The 20263-nt window shown below is 44.2% G+C and carries 6 protein-coding genes; 1 reads left to right on the forward strand and 5 read right to left on the reverse strand.

Going from position 1 to position 20263, the window contains the following annotated elements; all coding sequences use genetic code 11:
- Window positions 1-482 precede the first annotated feature (482 nt).
- The 3 genes from C5O00_RS01360 to C5O00_RS01370 all read right to left on the reverse strand — a co-directional run bounded on the left by C5O00_RS01360 (window position 483) and on the right by C5O00_RS01370 (window position 16241).
- Window positions 483-1424: a PorP/SprF family type IX secretion system membrane protein gene (locus tag C5O00_RS01360; RefSeq protein ID WP_105214249.1), complete on the reverse strand. Its 942-nt coding sequence runs from the start codon at window positions 1422-1424 to the stop codon at window positions 483-485.
- A gap of 55 nt (window positions 1425-1479) precedes the next feature.
- Window positions 1480-15645: a CLIPPER-2 domain-containing protein gene (locus tag C5O00_RS01365; RefSeq protein WP_105214251.1), complete on the reverse strand. Its 14166-nt coding sequence runs from the start codon at window positions 15643-15645 to the stop codon at window positions 1480-1482.
- Window positions 15646-15746: 101 nt separating this feature from the next.
- Entirely contained in the window at window positions 15747-16241 is a 495-nt protein-coding gene (locus C5O00_RS01370; protein ID WP_105214252.1) for an Fn3-like domain-containing protein, read from the reverse strand.
- Window positions 16242-16556: 315 nt separating this feature from the next.
- On the opposite strand from C5O00_RS01370, the gene C5O00_RS01375 reads away from it, so the two are divergent.
- Window positions 16557-18155, forward strand: coding sequence for a peptide chain release factor 3 (locus tag C5O00_RS01375; protein WP_105214253.1), 1599 nt, complete (start codon window positions 16557-16559; stop codon window positions 18153-18155).
- A gap of 26 nt (window positions 18156-18181) precedes the next feature.
- Here the strand turns inward: C5O00_RS01375 and C5O00_RS01380 are convergent, their stop codons facing one another.
- Window positions 18182-18886, reverse strand: coding sequence for a hypothetical protein (locus C5O00_RS01380; protein ID WP_105214254.1), 705 nt, complete (start codon window positions 18884-18886; stop codon window positions 18182-18184).
- Between the two features lie 41 nt (window positions 18887-18927).
- Window positions 18928-20076 (reverse strand): Ig-like domain-containing protein, encoded by a 1149-nt coding sequence (locus tag C5O00_RS01385; RefSeq protein ID WP_158676748.1) that lies wholly within the window; start codon window positions 20074-20076, stop codon window positions 18928-18930.
- Window positions 20077-20263: the final 187 nt, after the last annotated feature.

Genomic DNA, 20263 nt, shown 5'->3' on the forward strand with positions numbered 1-20263 from the left:
TTTTTTTCTGAAGTAAGAAAAATGCCCCAACTGCATTTGAAGTTACTCTGCTTATATCAAATATACGTAGGAAAAATCGTTATAGATTTCCCAATAACGGAGTTTTAGCCCAAGCGTTGAAATATTCGTTGAACAGCACAATTTTTAAAATTTTCACGATTTTTTTTGTAGGAATTAAGGCTACGTGTTTACACGTATATGCTCGTATTTTAAGGAGTGACAAGATTTTTTTTTGTGGGAATTATTTTGGTTTTATTGGAACAATTCATCATTAAAAGAAGTCAAATTTTATTAATCGACAGCTATTAAAGTTTGGAATTTCTTAACATGTTTGTAGGAAATATTTGTTAATAATATTTTGGCGATTTCGTTTAATTTCAGGGGCACTTATTTTTAATATTTTAAATAAAAAAAGCACCGGAATTTTCATTCCGGTGCTTCTCTTTTAACCTAATTTCTAGTTGAAAACTAACCTGTTCTTTTTAGAAGAATCGTGGTGTTAGTACCCTTTCTGGTGTTTTGAATACATCGAAACGCAGCATGATCTCATACGAACCATCACTGTAATCCTCTATATCCGTGGTCTGGAAGTCGTATCCAAATCCAATAAATATCTCATCCGAAGCCTGGAAACCTACCAGGCCACTCAAGGCAGCACTCCATCGATAAGCGGCTCCTAAGGTAAATTTCTCATTGATCAAAAAGTTGGCCGATACATCCCATTGTAAGGGTGATCCGCTAACAGCCTTCACCAGCGTGGCGGGTTTGAATTTCAAATTATCGCTCACATCAAATACATAGCCCGCAATAAGGAAATAGTGTAAACGCTCCGCGGCTATGGTCTCCTTATCTATATTGGCCAGAGATCCCTCATCGAAATGCTTGGTCGTTAAAAAGTTTGGTACCGATAGCCCCGCATAGAACTTCTCGGTGTTGTAGTACACCCCGGCTCCTATCTGTGGCTGTAGTTTGTTGTCTATATTATTCTGAAATCGAGGATCGTTCTGATCGAAGATATTCAACTTAGTGAAATCCACATCCAACAGATCGAGTCCCGCCTTTAATCCAAAGGACAGCTCCCCGTTATCCGAGGTGTTGATCGTATAGGAATAATCGATATTCACATTAGACTCGACGGCTGGCCCCAACTCATCGCGTACAATAGATATCCCAAGACCCATATTATCCAGCGAACCTATGGGCGTATTGGCAGTAAAGGAAGCCGTCTTTGGAGCCCCCTCGAATCCAACCCACTGCGTGCGGTACAACAACCCAAAACTAAGGGCGTCACGAGATCCGGCATAGGCAGGGTTGACAATCTGCGTATTGTACATATACTGCGTATACTGGGGATCCTGCTGAGCCGTACCACTAAAGGTCCCAAGTAAAATCAAAAGTATGAGTGTTAGATAACTGTGTTTCATAGTTCAGTATTTTTAACCCGGAAGAGACCAACCCTCCCGGGATATTTTTGATTTTCTATCTATTTATGTATAAGTATCCGGCGTAACTTGACTCTCCAGGATTGTCCTCTCCTAAGATCGTAAGTACATAATAATACGTACCGGTAGGTAACATCTCTCCCTGTCGTATGGTCGAACGACCATCGGAAATCCCTCTAAACACATTCTCCTCACCATTAGAACCGCCATAGCCATCGGTCTCCCAAACTAAGACACCCCAACGGTTGAAGATCTTCATGTTATTGTCTGGATACTCCTCAATTCCTACAATGCGGAAGAAGTCGTTCATACCATCTCCATCAGGAGTGATACCGTTAAAGATCTCGAACGGTGGCTCAACCAATACATTCGGTAAAATAGTAACCGTTGGATCATCGGGTTCTCCATCACCATTGGCATCGAAGTTCGTTGGATCGTTCGGATCATCCGATAGATCGGTCACTTCGTTACCATTGATATCGTATCCGGTCGCTACCGCCTGGTTAACCACCTCACCGGCATCAATGTCGGCCTGAGTGATCACATAAGTGGCTGTAAAGGTCGTATCATCAACCTCTCCCGGCTGAAGAACAGCTATTGGGCCGCCTTCTATCATAATACCTGGTAGTGGATCCTCAATTTCAATATTATATAAGGTCACAGATCCGGTATTGGTTACTACGAATATATAGCTGATGGTTTCGCCTGCATCGGCACTACCATTACCATTCTCATCGTTAAACACCCCGCTCTTCTCTACAGATAGCGACGCCACCTGGCATAGTACTGTAATAGTTGGATCGTTCTCTAACGGACTGTTGTCATCAGACAGGTCGTCTACTACACTTCCATCCGGAGCTGTACCTTCGGCAATTGCCTGATTTATAACTTCTCCTGCATCAATATCCGATTGTGTTATCGAATATTCGGCCGTAAATGATGTAGTATCACTTTCACCCACTTGAAGAGTAATTGGTCCTCCAACAACATTTACTAGTGGATCGATCACTATTACATCAGTAAGAACTGTATTACCTGTATTGATCACCTCGAAAGCGTAAACGATCTTCTCACCCAGGTCTGTACATCCATTACCATTTTCATCAACCACTGTTCCTACTTTGATAAGAGCAATTGCAGGTTCCTGACATAAGGTAGTTACCGTCATATCATCGGTAGCCGTTGTAGATCCGGACAGATCACTAACGGTACTCTGATCCGGTGCTGTACCGGTGGCAGTAGCCTGGTTAATTACTTCTCCTGCGTCTATATCTGCCTGAGTAATCGTGTATGAAGCAGTGTAAACCCAAACTTCGGTTACGTCAAGTTCTCCATCATTGTCATCATCACCAGAATCCGGCCCGGGAACTACACCACCTAATAGTGGATCGTCCACAACAATGTTAGACAAGCTAACATTACCTTCATTGGTAACTGTGAATGTATAGTCTATCGTCTGACCAGGTTCGCTACAATTAGCGCCCGGGTCGTAAGCCGCTACTTTTACTATTGCGATGGCAGGATCCTGACAAAGCTCGGTAACCGTCATATCATCGGTAGTGGTTGTTGATCCAGATAGATCACTAACCGTACTTTGATCCGGCGCGGTACCTGTGGCCGTAGCCTGGTTGATCACTTCACCGGCATCTATGTCGGCCTGAGTGATTGTGTATGAACCTATATAGATCCAAGTCTCTGTCACATCCAGCTCGTTGTCTCCATCGGAGTCACCAGCCGCTGGGCCAGGAACTACACCACCTAATAATGGGTCGTCAACAACAATATTAGTTAGACTAACATTTCCTGTATTGAATACTTCGAACTTATATTCAATTATCTCACCTGGCTGACTACAATTCGTGCCCGGATTATATGTCGCTTCTTTTACAATTGCGATAAGAGGCTCCTGACATAGAGTTGTGGTCGTGCTATCATCGGTCGTGGTTGTTGACCCAGATAGATCACTAACCGTACTTTGATCCGGCGCTGTACCTGTGGCCGTAGCCTGGTTGATCACCTCACCGGCATCTATATCGTCCTGAGTAATAGCATATGAACCTGTGTATACCCATGTTTCGGTTACATCCAGTTCTCCGTCATTATCTGTATCTCCTGAATCTGGTCCCGGAACAACTCCTCCTAGTAATGGATCGTCTACGATAATATTCGATAGACTCACATTACCTTCATTGGTTACCGTAAAGGTATAGTTGATCAGTTCTCCCGGATCTGAACAGTCGCCACCATCGTCATACTGTGAGGTCTTCACAATAGCGATTGCTGGGTCCTGACACAGCGTTGTGGTCGTGCTATCATCGGTCGTGGTTGTAGATCCAGATAAATCACTAACCTGAGTCTGGTTTGGTGCAACACCTGTGGCCGTAGCCTGGTTGATCACCTCACCGGCATCTATATCATCCTGAGTAATAGCATATGAACCTGTATATACCCATGTTTCAGTAACATCAAGTTCTCCATCATTATCTGTATCTCCTGAATCTGGTCCTGGTACGTTTCCACCTAATAGAGGATCGTTTACAAGGATGTTCGCCAATGATACATTTCCTTCATTAGTTACCGTAAAGGTATAGTTGATCAGTTCTCCCGGATCTGAACAGTCGCCACCATCGTCATACTGTGAGGTCTTCACAATAGCGATTGCTGGGTCTTGACACAGGGTCGTTGTTGTACTATCATCGGTAGTGGTTGTAGATCCTGAAAGATCACTAACCGTACTTTGATCCGGCGCGGTACCTGTGGCCGTAGCCTGGTTGATCACCTCACCGGCATCTATGTCATCCTGAGTAATAGCATATGAGCCTGTATATACCCATGTTTCAGTAACATCAAGTTCTCCGTCATTATCTGTATCTCCTGAATCTGGTCCTGGAACAACTCCTCCTAGTAATGGATCGTCTACGATAATATTCGATAGACTCACATTACCTTCATTGGTTACCGTAAAGGTATAGTTGATCAGTTCTCCCGGATCTGAACAGTCGCCACCATCGTCATACTGTGAGGTCTTCACAATGGCGATCGCAGGGTCTTGACACAGTGTTGTGGTTGTACTATCATCGGTCGTGGTTGTAGATCCTGAAAGATCACTAACTGTACTTTGATCCGGCGCTGTACCTGTGGCCGTAGCCTGGTTGATCACCTCACCGGCATCTATATCGTCCTGAGTAATAGCATATGAGCCTGTGTATACCCATGTTTCGGTTACATCAAGTTCTCCGTCATTATCTGTATCGCCTGAATCTGGCCCTGGAACAACTCCTCCTAGTAATGGATCGTCTACGATAATATTCGATAGACTCACATTACCTTCATTGGTTACCGTAAAGGTATAGTTGATCAGTTCTCCCGGATCTGAACAGTCGCCACCATCGTCATACTGTGAGGTCTTCACAATAGCGATCGCTGGGTTTTGACACAGCGTTGTGGTTGTGCTATCATCGGTCGTGGTTGTAGATCCTGATAGATCGCTAACCTGAGTCTGGTTTGGTGCAACACCTGTGGCTGTAGCCTGGTTGATCACCTCACCGGCATCTATGTCATCCTGAGTAATAGCATATGAGCCTGTGTATACCCATGTTTCAGTAACATCCAGTTCTCCATCATTATCTGTATCGCCTGAATCTGGTCCCGGAACAACTCCTCCTAGTAATGGATCGTCTACAACAATATTCGATAGACTCACATTACCTTCATTGGTTACCGTAAAGGTATAGTTGATCAGTTCTCCCGGATCTGAACAGTCGCCACCATCGTCATACTGTGAGGTCTTCACAATAGCGATCGCTGGGTTTTGACACAGCGTTGTGGTGGTGCTATCATCGGTCGTGGTTGTTGATCCTGAAAGATCACTAACCGTACTTTGATCCGGCGCGGTACCTGTGGCCGTAGCCTGGTTGATCACCTCACCGGCATCTATATCATCCTGAGTAATAGCATATGAACCTGTATATACCCATGTTTCGGTTACATCCAGTTCTCCGTCATTATCTGTATCTCCTGAATCTGGCCCTGGAACAACTCCTCCTAGTAATGGATCGTCTACGATAATATTCGATAGACTCACATTACCTTCATTGGTTACCGTAAAGGTATAGTTGATCAGTTCTCCCGGATCTGAACAGTCGCCACCATCGTCATACTGTGAGGTCTTCACAATAGCGATTGCTGGGTTTTGACACAGCGTTGTGGTCGTGCTATCATCGGTCGTGGTTGTAGATCCAGATAAATCACTAACCTGAGTCTGGTTTGGTGCAACACCTGTGGCCGTAGCCTGGTTGATCACCTCACCGGCATCTATATCATCCTGAGTAATAGCATATGAACCTGTATATACCCATGTTTCAGTAACATCAAGTTCTCCGTCATTATCTGTATCGCCTGAATCTGGCCCTGGAACAACTCCTCCTAGTAATGGATCGTCTACGATAATATTCGATAGACTCACATTACCTTCATTGGTTACCGTAAAGGTATAGTTGATCAGTTCTCCCGGATCTGAACAGTCGCCACCATCGTCATACTGTGAGGTCTTCACAATAGCGATTGCTGGGTTTTGACACAGCGTTGTGGTTGTGCTATCATCGGTCGTGGTTGTAGATCCTGATAGATCGCTAACCTGAGTCTGGTTTGGTGCAACACCTGTGGCTGTAGCCTGGTTGATCACCTCACCGGCATCTATGTCATCCTGAGTAATAGCATATGAGCCTGTGTATACCCATGTTTCAGTAACATCAAGTTCTCCGTCATTATCTGTATCTCCTGAATCTGGTCCTGGAACAACTCCTCCTAGTAATGGATCGTCTACAACAATGTTAGACAAGCTCACATTACCTTCATTGGTTACCGTAAAGGTATAGTTGATCAGTTCTCCCGGATCTGAACAGTCGCCACCATCGTTATACTGTGAGGTCTTCACAATGGCGATTGCTGGGTCTTGACACAGCGTTGTGGTTGTACTATCATCGGTCGTGGTTGTAGATCCTGATAGATCACTAACCTGAGTCTGGTTTGGTGCAACACCTGTGGCCGTAGCCTGGTTGATCACCTCACCGGCATCTATGTCATCCTGAGTAATAGCATATGAGCCTGTGTATACCCATGTTTCAGTAACATCAAGTTCTCCGTCATTATCTGTATCTCCTGAATCTGGTCCTGGTACGTTTCCACCTAATAGTGGATCGTTTACAAGGATGTTAGCCAGTGATACATTTCCTTCATTAGTTACCGTAAAGGTATAGTTGATCAGTTCTCCCGGATCTGAACAGTCGCCACCATCGTCATACTGTGAGGTCTTCACAATGGCGATATCTGCCCCTTGACAAAGTGGAGTTACCGTTGGATCATTCTCTAATACTGAAGTATCATCAGATAGATCGCTTACCGGGTTGTTATTAGTATCGTTTGCCGTGGCGGTAGCCTGATTGGTTACCTGTCCTGCATCTATATCTGCCTGGGTAATGGCATAACTGCCCGTATACACCCATGTCTCATCTACCTGTAGTAATCCGTCGTTGTTGGTGTCACCGCTCACAAATGTGATCGGACTTACCAGCGGATCGGTCACTGCCACTGTAGATAGAGTTACATTTCCTTCATTGGTTACCGTAAAGGTATAAGTGATGGTCTCTTGCGGATCTGAACACTGATCTCCATTTTCATCATTAAATACCCCTGTCTTCACTATGGCAATCACAGGATCCTGACAAAGTGGAGTTACCGTTGGATCGTTCTCTAATACTGAAGTATCATCAGATAGATCGCTTACCGGGTTGTTATTAGTATCATTTGCCGTGGCGGTAGCCTGGTTGGTTACCTGTCCTGCATCAATATCTGCCTGGGTAATGGCATAACTGCCAGTGTATACCCATGTCTCATCTACCTGTAGTAATCCGTCATTGTTGGTATCACCGCTCACAAATGTGATCGGACTTACCAGCGGATCGGTCACTGCCACTGTGGATAGAGTTACATTTCCTTCATTGGTTACCGTAAAGGTATAAGTGATGGTCTCTTGCGGATCTGAACACTGATCTCCATTTTCATCATTAAATACTCCTGTCTTCACTATGGCGATCACAGGATCCTGACAAAGTGGAGTTACCGTAGGATCATTCTCTAATACTGAAGTATCATCAGATAGATCACTTACAGGGTTGTTATTAGTATCGTTTGCCGTGGCGGTAGCCTGATTGGTTACCTGTCCTGCATCAATATCTGCCTGGGTAATGGCATAACTGCCAGTGTATACCCATGTCTCATCTACCTGTAGTAATCCGTCATTGTTGGTGTCACCGCTCACAAATGTGATCGGACTTACCAGCGGATCGGTCACTGCCACTGTAGATAGAGTTACATTACCTTCATTGGTTACCGTAAAGGTATAAGTGATGGTCTCTTGCGGATCTGAACACTGATCTCCATTTTCATCATTAAATACCCCTGTCTTCACTATGGCGATCACAGGATCCTGACAAAGTGGAGTTACCGTTGGATCGTTCTCTAATACTGAAGTATCATCAGATAGATCACTTACCGGGTTGTTATTAGTATCGTTTGCTGTGGCGGTAGCCTGATTGGTTACCTGTCCTGCATCAATATCTGCCTGTGTAATGGCATAACTGCCCGTATACACCCATGTCTCATCTACCTGTAGTAATCCGTCGTTGTTGGTGTCACCGCTCACAAATGTGATCGGACTTACCAGCGGATCGGTCACTGCTACTGTAGATAGAGTTACATTTCCTTCATTGGTTACCGTAAAGGTATAAGTGATGGTCTCTTGCGGATCTGAACACTGATCTCCATTTTCATCATTAAATACCCCTGTCTTCACTATGGCTATTGTTCCTCCTTGACAAAGCGGTGTAATTGTAGGATCATTTCCAAGTACACTACTCTCATCAGATAGATCACTTACCGGGTTGTTATTAGTATCGTTTGCCGTGGCGGTAGCCTGATTGGTTACCTGTCCTGCATCAATATCTGCCTGAGTTATTGCATAACTGCCCGTATACACCCATGTCTCATCTACCTGTAGTAATCCGTCATTGTTGGTGTCACCGCTCACAAATGTGATCGGACTTACCAGCGGATCGGTCACTGCCACTGTAGATAGAGTTACATTTCCTTCATTGGTTACCGTAAAGGTATAAGTGATGGTCTCTTGCGGATCTGAACACTGATCTCCATTTTCATCATTAAATACCCCTGTCTTCACTATGGCGATCACAGGATCCTGACAAAGTGGAGTTACCGTTGGATCGTTCTCTAATACTGAAGTATCATCAGATAGATCGCTTACCGGGTTGTTATTAGTATCATTTGCCGTGGCGGTAGCCTGGTTGGTTACCTGTCCTGCATCAATATCTGCCTGGGTAATGGCATAACTGCCAGTGTATACCCATGTCTCATCTACCTGTAGTAATCCGTCATTGTTGGTATCACCGCTCACAAATGTGATCGGACTTACCAGCGGATCGGTCACTGCCACTGTGGATAGAGTTACATTTCCTTCATTGGTTACCGTAAAGGTATAAGTGATGGTCTCTTGCGGATCTGAACACTGATCTCCATTTTCATCATTAAATACTCCTGTCTTCACTATGGCGATCACAGGATCCTGACAAAGTGGAGTTACCGTAGGATCATTCTCTAATACTGAAGTATCATCAGATAGATCACTTACAGGGTTGTTATTAGTATCGTTTGCCGTGGCGGTAGCCTGATTGGTTACCTGTCCTGCATCAATATCTGCCTGGGTAATGGCATAACTGCCAGTGTATACCCATGTCTCATCTACCTGTAGTAATCCGTCATTGTTGGTGTCACCGCTCACAAATGTGATCGGACTTACCAGCGGATCGGTCACTGCCACTGTAGATAGAGTTACATTACCTTCATTGGTTACCGTAAAGGTATAAGTGATGGTCTCTTGCGGATCTGAACACTGATCTCCATTTTCATCATTAAATACCCCTGTCTTCACTATGGCTATTGTTCCTCCTTGACAAAGCGGTGTAATTGTAGGATCATTTCCAAGTACACTACTCTCATCAGATAGATCGCTTACAGGGTTGTTATTAGTATCGTTTGCCGTGGCGGTAGCCTGATTGGTTACCTGTCCTGCATCTATATCTGCCTGGGTAATGGCATAACTGCCCGTATACACCCATGTCTCATCTACCTGTAGTAATCCGTCGTTGTTGGTGTCACCGCTCACAAATGTGATCGGACTTACCAGCGGATCGGTCACTGCCACTGTAGATAGAGTTACATTTCCTTCATTGGTTACCGTAAAGGTATAAGTGATGGTCTCTTGCGGATCTGAACACTGATCTCCGTTTTCATCATTAAATACTCCTGTCTTCACTATGGCTATTGTTCCTCCTTGACAAAGCGGTGTAATTGTAGGATCATTTCCAAGTACACTACTCTCATCAGATAGATCACTTACAGGGTTGTTATTAGTATCGTTTGCCGTGGCGGTAGCCTGATTGGTTACCTGTCCTGCATCTATATCTGCCTGGGTAATGGCATAACTGCCAGTGTATACCCATGTCTCATCTACCTGTAGTAATCCGTCGTTGTTGGTGTCACCGCTCACAAATGTGATCGGACTTACCAGCGGATCGGTCACTGCTACTGTGGATAGAGTTACATTTCCTTCATTGGTTACCGTAAAGGTATAAGTGATGGTCTCTTGCGGATCTGAACACTGATCTCCATTTTCATCATTAAATACCCCTGTCTTCACTATGGCGATCACAGGATCCTGACAAAGTGGAGTTACCGTTGGATCGTTCTCTAATACTGAAGTATCATCAGATAGATCACTTACAGGGTTGTTATTAGTATCGTTTGCCGTGGCGGTAGCCTGATTGGTTACCTGTCCTGCATCAATATCTGCCTGGGTAATGGCATAACTGCCCGTATACACCCATGTCTCATCTACCTGTAGTAATCCGTCATTGTTGGTGTCACCGCTCACAAATGTGATCGGACTTACCAGCGGATCGGTCACTGCCACAGTAGATAGAGTTACATTACCTTCATTGGTTACCGTAAAGGTATAAGTGATGGTCTCTTGCGGATCTGAACACTGATCTCCATTTTCATCATTAAATACTCCTGTCTTCACTATGGCGATCACAGGATCCTGACAAAGTGGAGTTACCGTTGGATCGTTCTCCAGGTTGCTGTTGTCATCCGAAAGATCACTTACTGCACCTGCCGTAGTGGTACCATTGGCCGTAGCCTGATTCTGTACATTACCTGCATCGATATCAGCCTGAGTGATCACATAACTGGCCGTAAAGGTCGTGTTATCCGAAGCACCCGGTGCCAATGAAGCAATAGGACCACCGGCCATCGTAGCCAGAGGATCCGTTACCGTAATGTTGGTAATTGTTAAGTTTCCGGTGTTGGTTACCGTAAAGGCATAAGAGATTGTCTCGCCTACCTCGGCACACTGGTTGCCATTCTCATCGTTGAACGTACCTACCTTGATAAGGGCGATGTCTCCCTGACGACACAGAGGTGTGTTGGTTGGATCGTCCTCCAGGTTGCTGTTGTCATCCGAAAGATCACTTACTGCACCTGCCGTAGTAGTACCATTGGCCGTAGCCTGATTCTGTACATTACCTGCATCGATATCAGCCTGAGTGATCACATAACTGGCCGTAAAGGTCGTGTTATCCGAAGCACCCGGTGCCAATGAAGCAATAGGACCACCGGCCATCGTAGCCAGAGGATCCGTTACCGTAATGTTGGTAATTGTTAAGTTTCCGGTGTTGGTTACCGTAAAGGCATAAGAGATTGTCTCGCCTACCTCGGCACACTGGTTGCCATTCTCATCATTGAACGTACCTACCTTGATAAGGGCGATGTCTCCCTGACGACACAGTGGTGTGTTGGTTGGATCGTCCTCCAGGTTGCTGTTGTCATCCGAAAGATCACTTACTGCACCTGCCGTAGTGGTACCATTGGCCGTAGCCTGATTCTGTACATTACCTGCATCGATATCAGCCTGAGTGATCACATAACTGGCCGTAAAGGTCGTGTTATCCGAAGCACCCGGTGCCAATGAAGCAATAGGACCACCGGCCATCGTAGCCAGGGGATCCGTTACCGTAATGTTGGTAATTGTTAAGTTTCCGGTGTTGGTCACCGTAAAGGCATAAGAGATCGTCTCGCCTACCTCGGCACACTGGTTGCCATTCTCATCGTTGAACGTACCTACCTTGATAAGGGCGATGTCTCCCTGACGACACAGAGGTGTGTTGGTTGGATCGTCCTCCAGGTTGCTGTTGTCATCCGAAAGATCACTTACTGCACCTGCCGTAGTAGTACCATTGGCCGTAGCCTGATTCTGTACATTACCTGCATCGATATCAGCCTGAGTGATCACATAACTGGCCGTAAAGGTCGTGTTATCCGAAGCACCCGGTGCCAATGAAGCAATAGGACCACCGGCCATCGTAGCCAGGGGATCCGTTACCGTAATGTTGGTAATTGTTAAGTTTCCGGTGTTGGTTACCGTAAAGGCATAAGAGATCGTCTCGCCTACCTCGGCACACTGGTTGCCATTCTCATCGTTGAACGTACCTACCTTGATAAGGGCGATGTCTCCCTGACGACACAGAGGTGTGTTGGTTGGATCGTCCTCCAGGTTGCTGTTGTCATCCGAAAGATCACTTACCGCACCTGCCGTAGTAGTACCATTGGCCGTAGCCTGATTCTGTACATTACCTGCATCGATATCAGCCTGAGTGATCACATAACTGGCCGTAAAGGTCGTGTTATCCGAAGCACCCGGTGCCAATGAAGCAATAGGACCACCGGCCATCGTAGCCAGGGGATCCGTTACCGTAATGTTGGTAATTGTTAAGTTTCCGGTGTTGGTCACCGTAAAGGCATAAGAGATCGTCTCGCCTACCTCGGCACACTGGTTGCCATTCTCATCATTGAACGTACCTACTTTGATAAGGGCGATGTCTCCCTGACGACACAGAGGTGTGTTGGTTGGATCGTCCTCCAGGTTGCTGTTGTCATCCGAAAGATCACTTACCGCACCTGCCGTAGTAGTACCATTGGCCGTAGCCTGATTCTGTACATTACCTGCATCGATATCAGCCTGAGTGATCACATAACTGGCCGTAAAGGTCGTGTTATCCGAAGCACCCGGTGCCAATGAAGCAATAGGACCACCGGCCATCGTAGCCAGGGGATCCGTTACCGTAATGTTGGTAATTGTTAAGTTTCCGGTGTTGGTCACCGTAAAGGCATAAGAGATCGTCTCGCCTACCTCGGCACACTGGTTGCCATTCTCATCATTGAACGTACCTACTTTGATAAGGGCGATGTCTCCCTGACGACACAGAGGTGTGTTGGTTGGATCGTCCTCCAGGTTGCTGTTGTCATCCGAAAGATCACTTACCGCACCTGCCGTAGTAGTACCATTGGCCGTAGCCTGATTCTGTACATTACCTGCATCGATATCAGCCTGAGTGATCACATAACTGGCCGTAAAGGTCGTGTTATCCGAAGCACCCGGTGCCAACGAAGCAATAGGACCACCGGCCATTGTAGCCAGAGGATCCGTTACCGTAATGTTGGTAATTGTTAAGTTTCCGGTGTTGGTCACCGTAAAGGCATAAGAGATCGTCTCGCCTACCTCGGCACACTGGTTGCCATTCTCATCATTGAACGTACCTACCTTGATAAGGGCGATGTCCGGATTCTGACAAATAGTTAAATTAACCGTGTTACTTGGATCATTTACCGCTCCTAAGGCCGTGTCGCCACTAGCTGTTGCGGTATTTGTGATTACTCCGTTATCGATATCAGCTTGAGTAACATTATAACTCGCATTATACGTCCACACTTCACCTACATCCATTATTCCAGGATTTACAGCATCCCCACTGGCTGGCCCTGCTACAACTCCACCTAATAATGGATCATTTACAACTACATTGGTAATATCTACATCACCTAAATTGGATACAGTGAAGGTATAATTTACCGTACTTCCAACTATATATGGATTACAGTTAACTGTATCTCCATCGGTTGCTTTTGTTATTTCTATTTCGGCGTTCTGACACAACTCTACTGTTTCTGTATCGTCGTCATTCACGTTATACGAGGAAGAGGAACCAGTAACGTTACCATCTACAGTAGCTGTATTCTGAACCTGACCATTTACAATATCTCCTTGTACTACTGTGTATGTGGCAGTATAAGTCCAAACTTCTGTGGTATCCAACTCACCATCGTTATCTGTATCTCCACTATCCGGCCCGGGAATTGGATTCACCGGATCAATTAACGGGTCGTTCACCTGTACGTCTGTAATGGCTACATTCCCCAGATTAGTTACCGTGAAGGTGTAAGTAATATCTTGTCCGGCAGCGATCGGGTTACATTGGTTAGTATTATTCGGGCTGGCAGTTTTCACGATATTGATTGCACAGTTGTAAAGTGTCAAGGTTACGGGAACCCTGTTCAAACTGCTACAATTGCTTGTATCGTCTACCGCTTCGGCATAATAAGTTACCGTACCTACAGTATTTAATGTAGGGTTAGGAACAACATTACCATCCGTGGCTGCGTCATACCAAACTATACTTTCTCCGGCTGGTACTGTTGCCTGGGCAGTTAATGTTTGAATTGGAGAGCTGGCACATTCTATCTGATCGCCTCCAGAGACCGGCATATCCGGCGGTAGGTAAACAGGAATTTCCGAATCAACCACTACCGGTGGTAAACTACAACTGTTATTGTAAGTACCATTATATGTTAACTGGGCTCTGAACATTCCTTCGAATGGTGAAGCACCTGTATAAGTGAATGTTCCTGAAAGATCTCCCATCGTAGTTCCCGAAACGGTGCCTATAGAAACGTTATCAAGGAAGAACTCCCATTCAAATTCGAGAGAAAAGGGAGTACACGCCCCTGGATCGAAAGTAGCCGAATAGTCTACACTATTGGTACATTCTACCTGATCTATGGTGGGGTCTGAAATATCCGGACATGGTACACACACCTGTGGGTTTGGGAAAGGTGTAACAACGTCATTACAATTGGCGTCTTCGTAACTCATGCTACTCATTCCGGAATTCTGAATCCCACAACCGTTCATTCCAACAGCTTCAATAGTATATGTTAGAACTAATGTTTCATTAGAAACGTCACCAAGATCCCATGTGATCGTGTTGGTTCCTCCATTATAAGAAGCATTTACCGGATCGCTTAACGATCCTCCAACCATTTGGAATCCGGAACCAAGGACATCAGTTACCACACCCATTTTTGCCGCTAATGCCAACTGCCCGAGGATATCATTATATATTCCGGTAAGATCGGCTGCACTTTCTGTTGTAAAGAGTCCTTTATTTTCAATTTCATCCAACACATAAGTTGCAGCAGTTTGCTGATTTCCTGAGATCGCACCAAAAAGACCTACAGAAAAAATGTTTTGGTTGTAAGTATCTCCCGATACATTAGTGGTCTGTGCAGCGACACCCTCATTTATAGCGTCGTTCATACAGGCCGTATTATTTGCCGGGAATGGAGGGGTAGGTGTACTTGTACAGCTAGATCCACTTAGCGTTCGGTTGGTAACCCCATCTGTGAGGAGTATAATATTCCTGGCAGTGGTACAATCGAAGGTTGCATTGGTGGTCATATGATTATCGGCAGTATCCATAGCCCTCGCTATGTTAGTTCCACCGTCTGCCACTAACGCATTAATAGCATCAATTGCATCCTGCTTATCTGCCTCCATTACAAAAGCCTGATCCACCGTAGCACTGGTGGAATAAGAAACAATTGCAACACGGTTTAAACCGGTGGGGTTATTTGCAGGTGTAAATAGATTATTTACAAAATCGATCGCGGCATCCTTGGCGTAATCGATAGGTTCATTAGGATCCATGGGAATATCGAATCCCATACTTCCCGATCTATCGATCACCAGTATAACTTCCTGCGGAATAGGTGGTGGATTTCCAGTTACGGTTAAGGTTATATCGAATTGGTTACACAAGGCGCTTTCAACTGCTTCTTTTTGCAGTGTGATATCTTGCGCTTTAACCATATTCAAACTAAAAATAGTTAAGGCTATAAATAAAAAGATGGCCTTTTGTGCAATTATACTTCTTAAGGGTAGTTGCTTCTTCATAAAATGAGATTTAGGTTGAAACCTATAATATTTTATTTACCAAAAGCAGTAGGACTGTTCTTTGTGATTTGCGGGGTAGCATTTGGGGGCTTTTGTAAATCTTAGTTATTTGTAGGGTCTGAAATGAATACTTTTAGAAGAGCTTTGGCTTCTCCTTTTGCGCATGCATTGGAAACCGCTGTAAGTTCAACACACTTCCATACCTGTAATTTCGAGGCCGAGGCAACAGACACCTCCGCGACGAACGATTTGGTTGATCGCGCCGGGACAGTTATAGAACTGGCTCTTGCATTGTTTATTTGTATACTCACATTTAAACCTGTGGTATTTCTGGAATTTGTAGAACCTGATAAACCAGCTTCTTCACATGGGTCCTCGAAAATTACCGATTGTATCTCATACGTCTGAGATTGGGAAGAATTATTGGTAAGCTCCATTTTAAACTTGGTAGCATCATTAAGGGTTGCAGATCTTGCGTTCCTGTCCTTATAAACCCCCAACTCCGAATTACATTGCTGAGCTTGAAGGTTAAAACTACCAATAAAGAAAACGAGGGCTACTGTAATCAAAAAATTGATCGAGTACTTCTTTTGCATGACTAGGTTGTTTTAATAATACTTGAGGCGGCACTTTTTATAACGCCTTTTATATATCCAAATATAAGTAGGAAAATACGTTCAGAATTAACAAGTGCTTAACTATTAGCCGAACTGTAATAAATACTCGTTGAACTACACAATTTGATAGGGTAAATGATTGTTTTTTGTAGGAATTATATGTACGTATTTACACGTATATCCCTTATTTTTCAGTATATTATGAATTATTTCTTTGTAGGAATTCTAATCAAACTAATTTCTCAAATGTCTTCAAAACAAGCCTTATATTTGCCCTAAATTTTAAATAATTCAATGTCATTAATTAAGGAAATTACACGAAGAAAAACCTTCGGAATTATATCGCACCCAGATGCGGGAAAAACAACTTTAACCGAAAAATTATTGCTCTTTGGAGGTGCAATCCAGGAAGCGGGTGCCGTAAAAAGCAACAAAATAAAAAAAGGCGCCACAAGTGATTTTATGGAGATCGAAAGACAACGGGGTATTTCTGTCGCCACTTCGGTGCTAGCCTTTGAATATGAGAATATTAAGATCAACATTCTTGATACACCCGGTCACAAGGATTTTGCTGAAGATACCTTTAGAACACTAACTGCGGTAGATAGTGTGATCGTTGTAATAGATGTCGCTAAAGGAGTTGAGGAACAAACCGAAAAACTCGTGGAAGTATGCCGTATGCGAAATATCCCTATGATCGTGTTTATTAACAAGCTTGACCGGGAAGGAAAAGATGCCTTCGAACTCCTGGATGAAATTGAGCAAAAACTACAGCTAAGGGTTACCCCACTCAGTTTTCCAATAGGAATGGGCTACGATTTTAAAGGTATCTATAACATCTGGGAAAAAAATGTAAATCTCTTTAGCGGTGATAGTCGTAAAAATATTGAGGAAACAATTGAAATTGAAGACCTTAGCAATCCTGAACTTGATAAATTGGTTGGAGATAAAGCCGCCAAAACCTTAAGGGACGAATTAGAACTAGTGTACGAGGTATACCCCGATTTTGAACGAGACGCCTATCTTAAAGGAGAGCTGCAACCCGTATTTTTTGGCTCCGCATTAAATAATTTCGGCGTAAGGGAACTACTGGATTGTTTTATAGAGATCGCCCCGGCCCCACGCCCCAAAGCCAGTGATACCAGACTCGTAAAACCCGAAGAGAAGAACTTTTCAGGATTTGTGTTCAAGATCCACGCTAATATGGACCCTAAACACAGGGACCGACTCGCATTTGTTAAGATCGTTTCGGGTACCTTCGAAAGAAACACGCCTTATCTACATGTGCGTAACGGCAAAAAAATGAAATTTTCCAGTCCCAATGCTTTCTTTGCTGAAAAGAAACAAATAGTTGATATCTCATATCCCGGTGATATCGTTGGACTTCACGATACAGGTAATTTTAAGATCGGTGACACTCTCACCGAAGGGGAGATCATGCAATACAAGGGTATTCCAAGCTTTTCTCCGGAACACTTCAAGTACATTAATAACGCAGATCCAATGAAGAGCAAGCAACTTGAGAAAGGGATCGACCAATTGATGGATGAAGGGGTTGCTCAGTTATTTATTCTAGAGCTAAATGGGCGGAAAGTTATCGGTACTGTGGGTGCCCTTCAGTTTGAAGTGATCCAATATCGTCTGGAGCATGAATACGGAGCGATCTGCAGATACGAAAACCTAAACGTTCATAAGGCGTGCTGGGTAGATCCGAAGGATCCCAAAGGCGAAGAATTTTCAGAATTTAAAAGAGTTAAAGCTAAATTCCTCGCTAAAGATAAGCGCGGACAACTGGTATTCTTTGCCGATTCAGCCTTTACTCTTCAGATGACACAAACCAAATATCCTAATGTAAAGCTTCACTTTGTGAGCGAATTCGAATCTGTACACTAAGACAAATTCAGAATAAATTATACTTTTTACAGGTAGATGGCGTGAATATCGAGCCTGTCTATATCTCCAAAAGTAACTCTGAAGGCAGCATCGGGTGTAATTCCTCCGCCATATACAGCTCCGTTCATATGAACACTATAAGTTCCTGCTTCTAGTGGAATAGTAACCGATCGCGAGTTATAGACATAGCCAGTAGCTGTATCGCAATCTGCGTTTGAATACACAGAGCTGGTCATCCCGTATGTTTTTGTAGTATCTGGTGTTGTACCATCTCCCAGGTACCAGTAATTATGGGCAATCTTAGCTCGTCCGTCTGTAATGCAGGCGCTTCCGTCGTAACTTTTAAACTCCATCGAGATGTAATATGTAATGACAACCATAGCCCTCTGCGTTAAGGTAAAACTCTTTTGAAACAGTTCGGAAGAATTCATGTTAGAATCTGCCGCGGTTAGTACAGCGACAGGTGTAGAGATATTGGCTTCTGAAGATAACTGCCCCGGCTTTTCACTTAATGATAGATTACCATCGGCATCTACCATAACATTATATTTCGATGATCCACCTTTATTAAGCGAATTGTTAGAACTATCAAGCCCTTCCAGCCTTATGGTGGCATTACTACCAGCGATATGCAGTGCCTCCTGGGGGTCGGTTGTACCAATACCCACCTGTGACCACCCACTCATCATGGTAATTATAGTTAATAAGAAAAAAGTAATAGTATTCTTCATAATGTTATTTTTTAACTTCAGTTGTTGATAGTTTAAAATCTTTAATTCGTCTGTAATAGGGGTCCGTCTGCGTTACCAGAAATACAGGGGCAACCTGCATTAGGATAGGTTACGTAGCTAATAGTCACCGTAGAGGTGTCGCATATGCCCGAATTTGGCACGGGTAAGCAAACTTCGTACTCGAAAGTCACATCCCCTAAATAACCACTAGAAGGGACATAGCTGTAAGAGCCGTCCGAATTAAACGTAAAATCCTGTCCTGCCGGGGTTGGGCCACTCACTAGAGAGTAAGTAGATCCTGCCGGCGCGGTTCCATCGTTCACCGTTCCGTTGAATTCCTGATCTATACACCCTGTTTCCGTCTTAGGGGTAGCATATCGTTGTGCGATAAATAATTTTCCATCTCCGTGGTCTTCGGTGGCAGCAACCAGATCGACACGAGTGATCACAGAACCTACAGGAGCGAGATCGTCAAGTACAAATATGGCTATCCCCAGGGTACCGCCATTCTCAACCACACGGCCCGAATTCCAGTAGTCAACTCCCGCAGGAGGGGCATTGAATAATGGGCCCCATTGTGTTGAGTTTTGTCTTACGAAAGTATCTCCTAGAAAAACTTCGGTAGACCCGCCTACTGCATAACCATAAACCGCGATATAATAACAATTATTCGCATTCCTTTCGGTAATGGCTAATATTCCTCCGTCATTGGAAGGAATTCCGGGTGTATAATACAAAGATTGGATTTGTGCATCGGTGGTAAGAACAGATAGAAAATTATTACAAATATTCCTTCCGTTAGCATTGGCGTTGAAATAATGATTTAGATTTTTATCCTGAAAAGCTGCGATGGCATCGGTGTTCCAATCTACATTCGCACTACTCCCGTTAATGGTAACTCCATTTTCTAATATTTTATTCTGATTATGTCCATCAGGCCCTAAGCGTGTAAGTGCATAAGATGACGGAGCAGCAAAGGAGCTGTAGACAACGCCATCTATAGTGATGGAAGCTATCGTCGCCGGATCTGAATTTACAGCTTGTGTATCGGACCACTGAAAGGTTACACCGGTTTGAACCGATGGTGCCTGGGTTTGCCCGAAACCAACCTGGGAAATAATAAAAATTGCGAGAATGGAAAGCATCCATTGAGATGCAGTTCTCCGTATTTTGGGGGCACAAGAGGTCATAAGCATTATTTGGGTTCGTCGTAAGAATTAATTTTCATTAACGGGGGCTCTTACGATTCAGCACAAATATAGAACGCCTGACGAATTTTCTTACATGGTTTATTAATTATTCGTTGTATCGTATATTTTATTCGATAAGATGTATATTTTTTATTTCTTCTCAATTCGATTCTCTAGTAATTACTCA

The organism is Pukyongia salina, assembly GCF_002966125.1.
GTDB lineage: Bacteria > Bacteroidota > Bacteroidia > Flavobacteriales > Flavobacteriaceae > Pukyongia > Pukyongia salina.

Excerpts from the sequence above, each read along its gene's own strand:
- C5O00_RS01360 (WP_105214249.1), bottom strand. The coding sequence starts at position 1,424 with ATGAAACACAGTTATCTAACACTCATACTTTTGATTTTACTTGGGACC.
- C5O00_RS01365 (WP_105214251.1), bottom strand. The coding sequence starts at position 15,645 with ATGAAGAAGCAACTACCCTTAAGAAGTATAATTGCACAAAAGGCCATC.
- C5O00_RS01370 (WP_105214252.1), bottom strand. The coding sequence starts at position 16,241 with ATGCAAAAGAAGTACTCGATCAATTTTTTGATTACAGTAGCCCTCGTT.
- C5O00_RS01375 (WP_105214253.1), top strand. The coding sequence starts at position 16,557 with ATGTCATTAATTAAGGAAATTACACGAAGAAAAACCTTCGGAATTATA.
- C5O00_RS01380 (WP_105214254.1), bottom strand. The coding sequence starts at position 18,886 with ATGAAGAATACTATTACTTTTTTCTTATTAACTATAATTACCATGATG.
- C5O00_RS01385 (WP_158676748.1), bottom strand. The coding sequence starts at position 20,076 with ATGACCTCTTGTGCCCCCAAAATACGGAGAACTGCATCTCAATGGATG.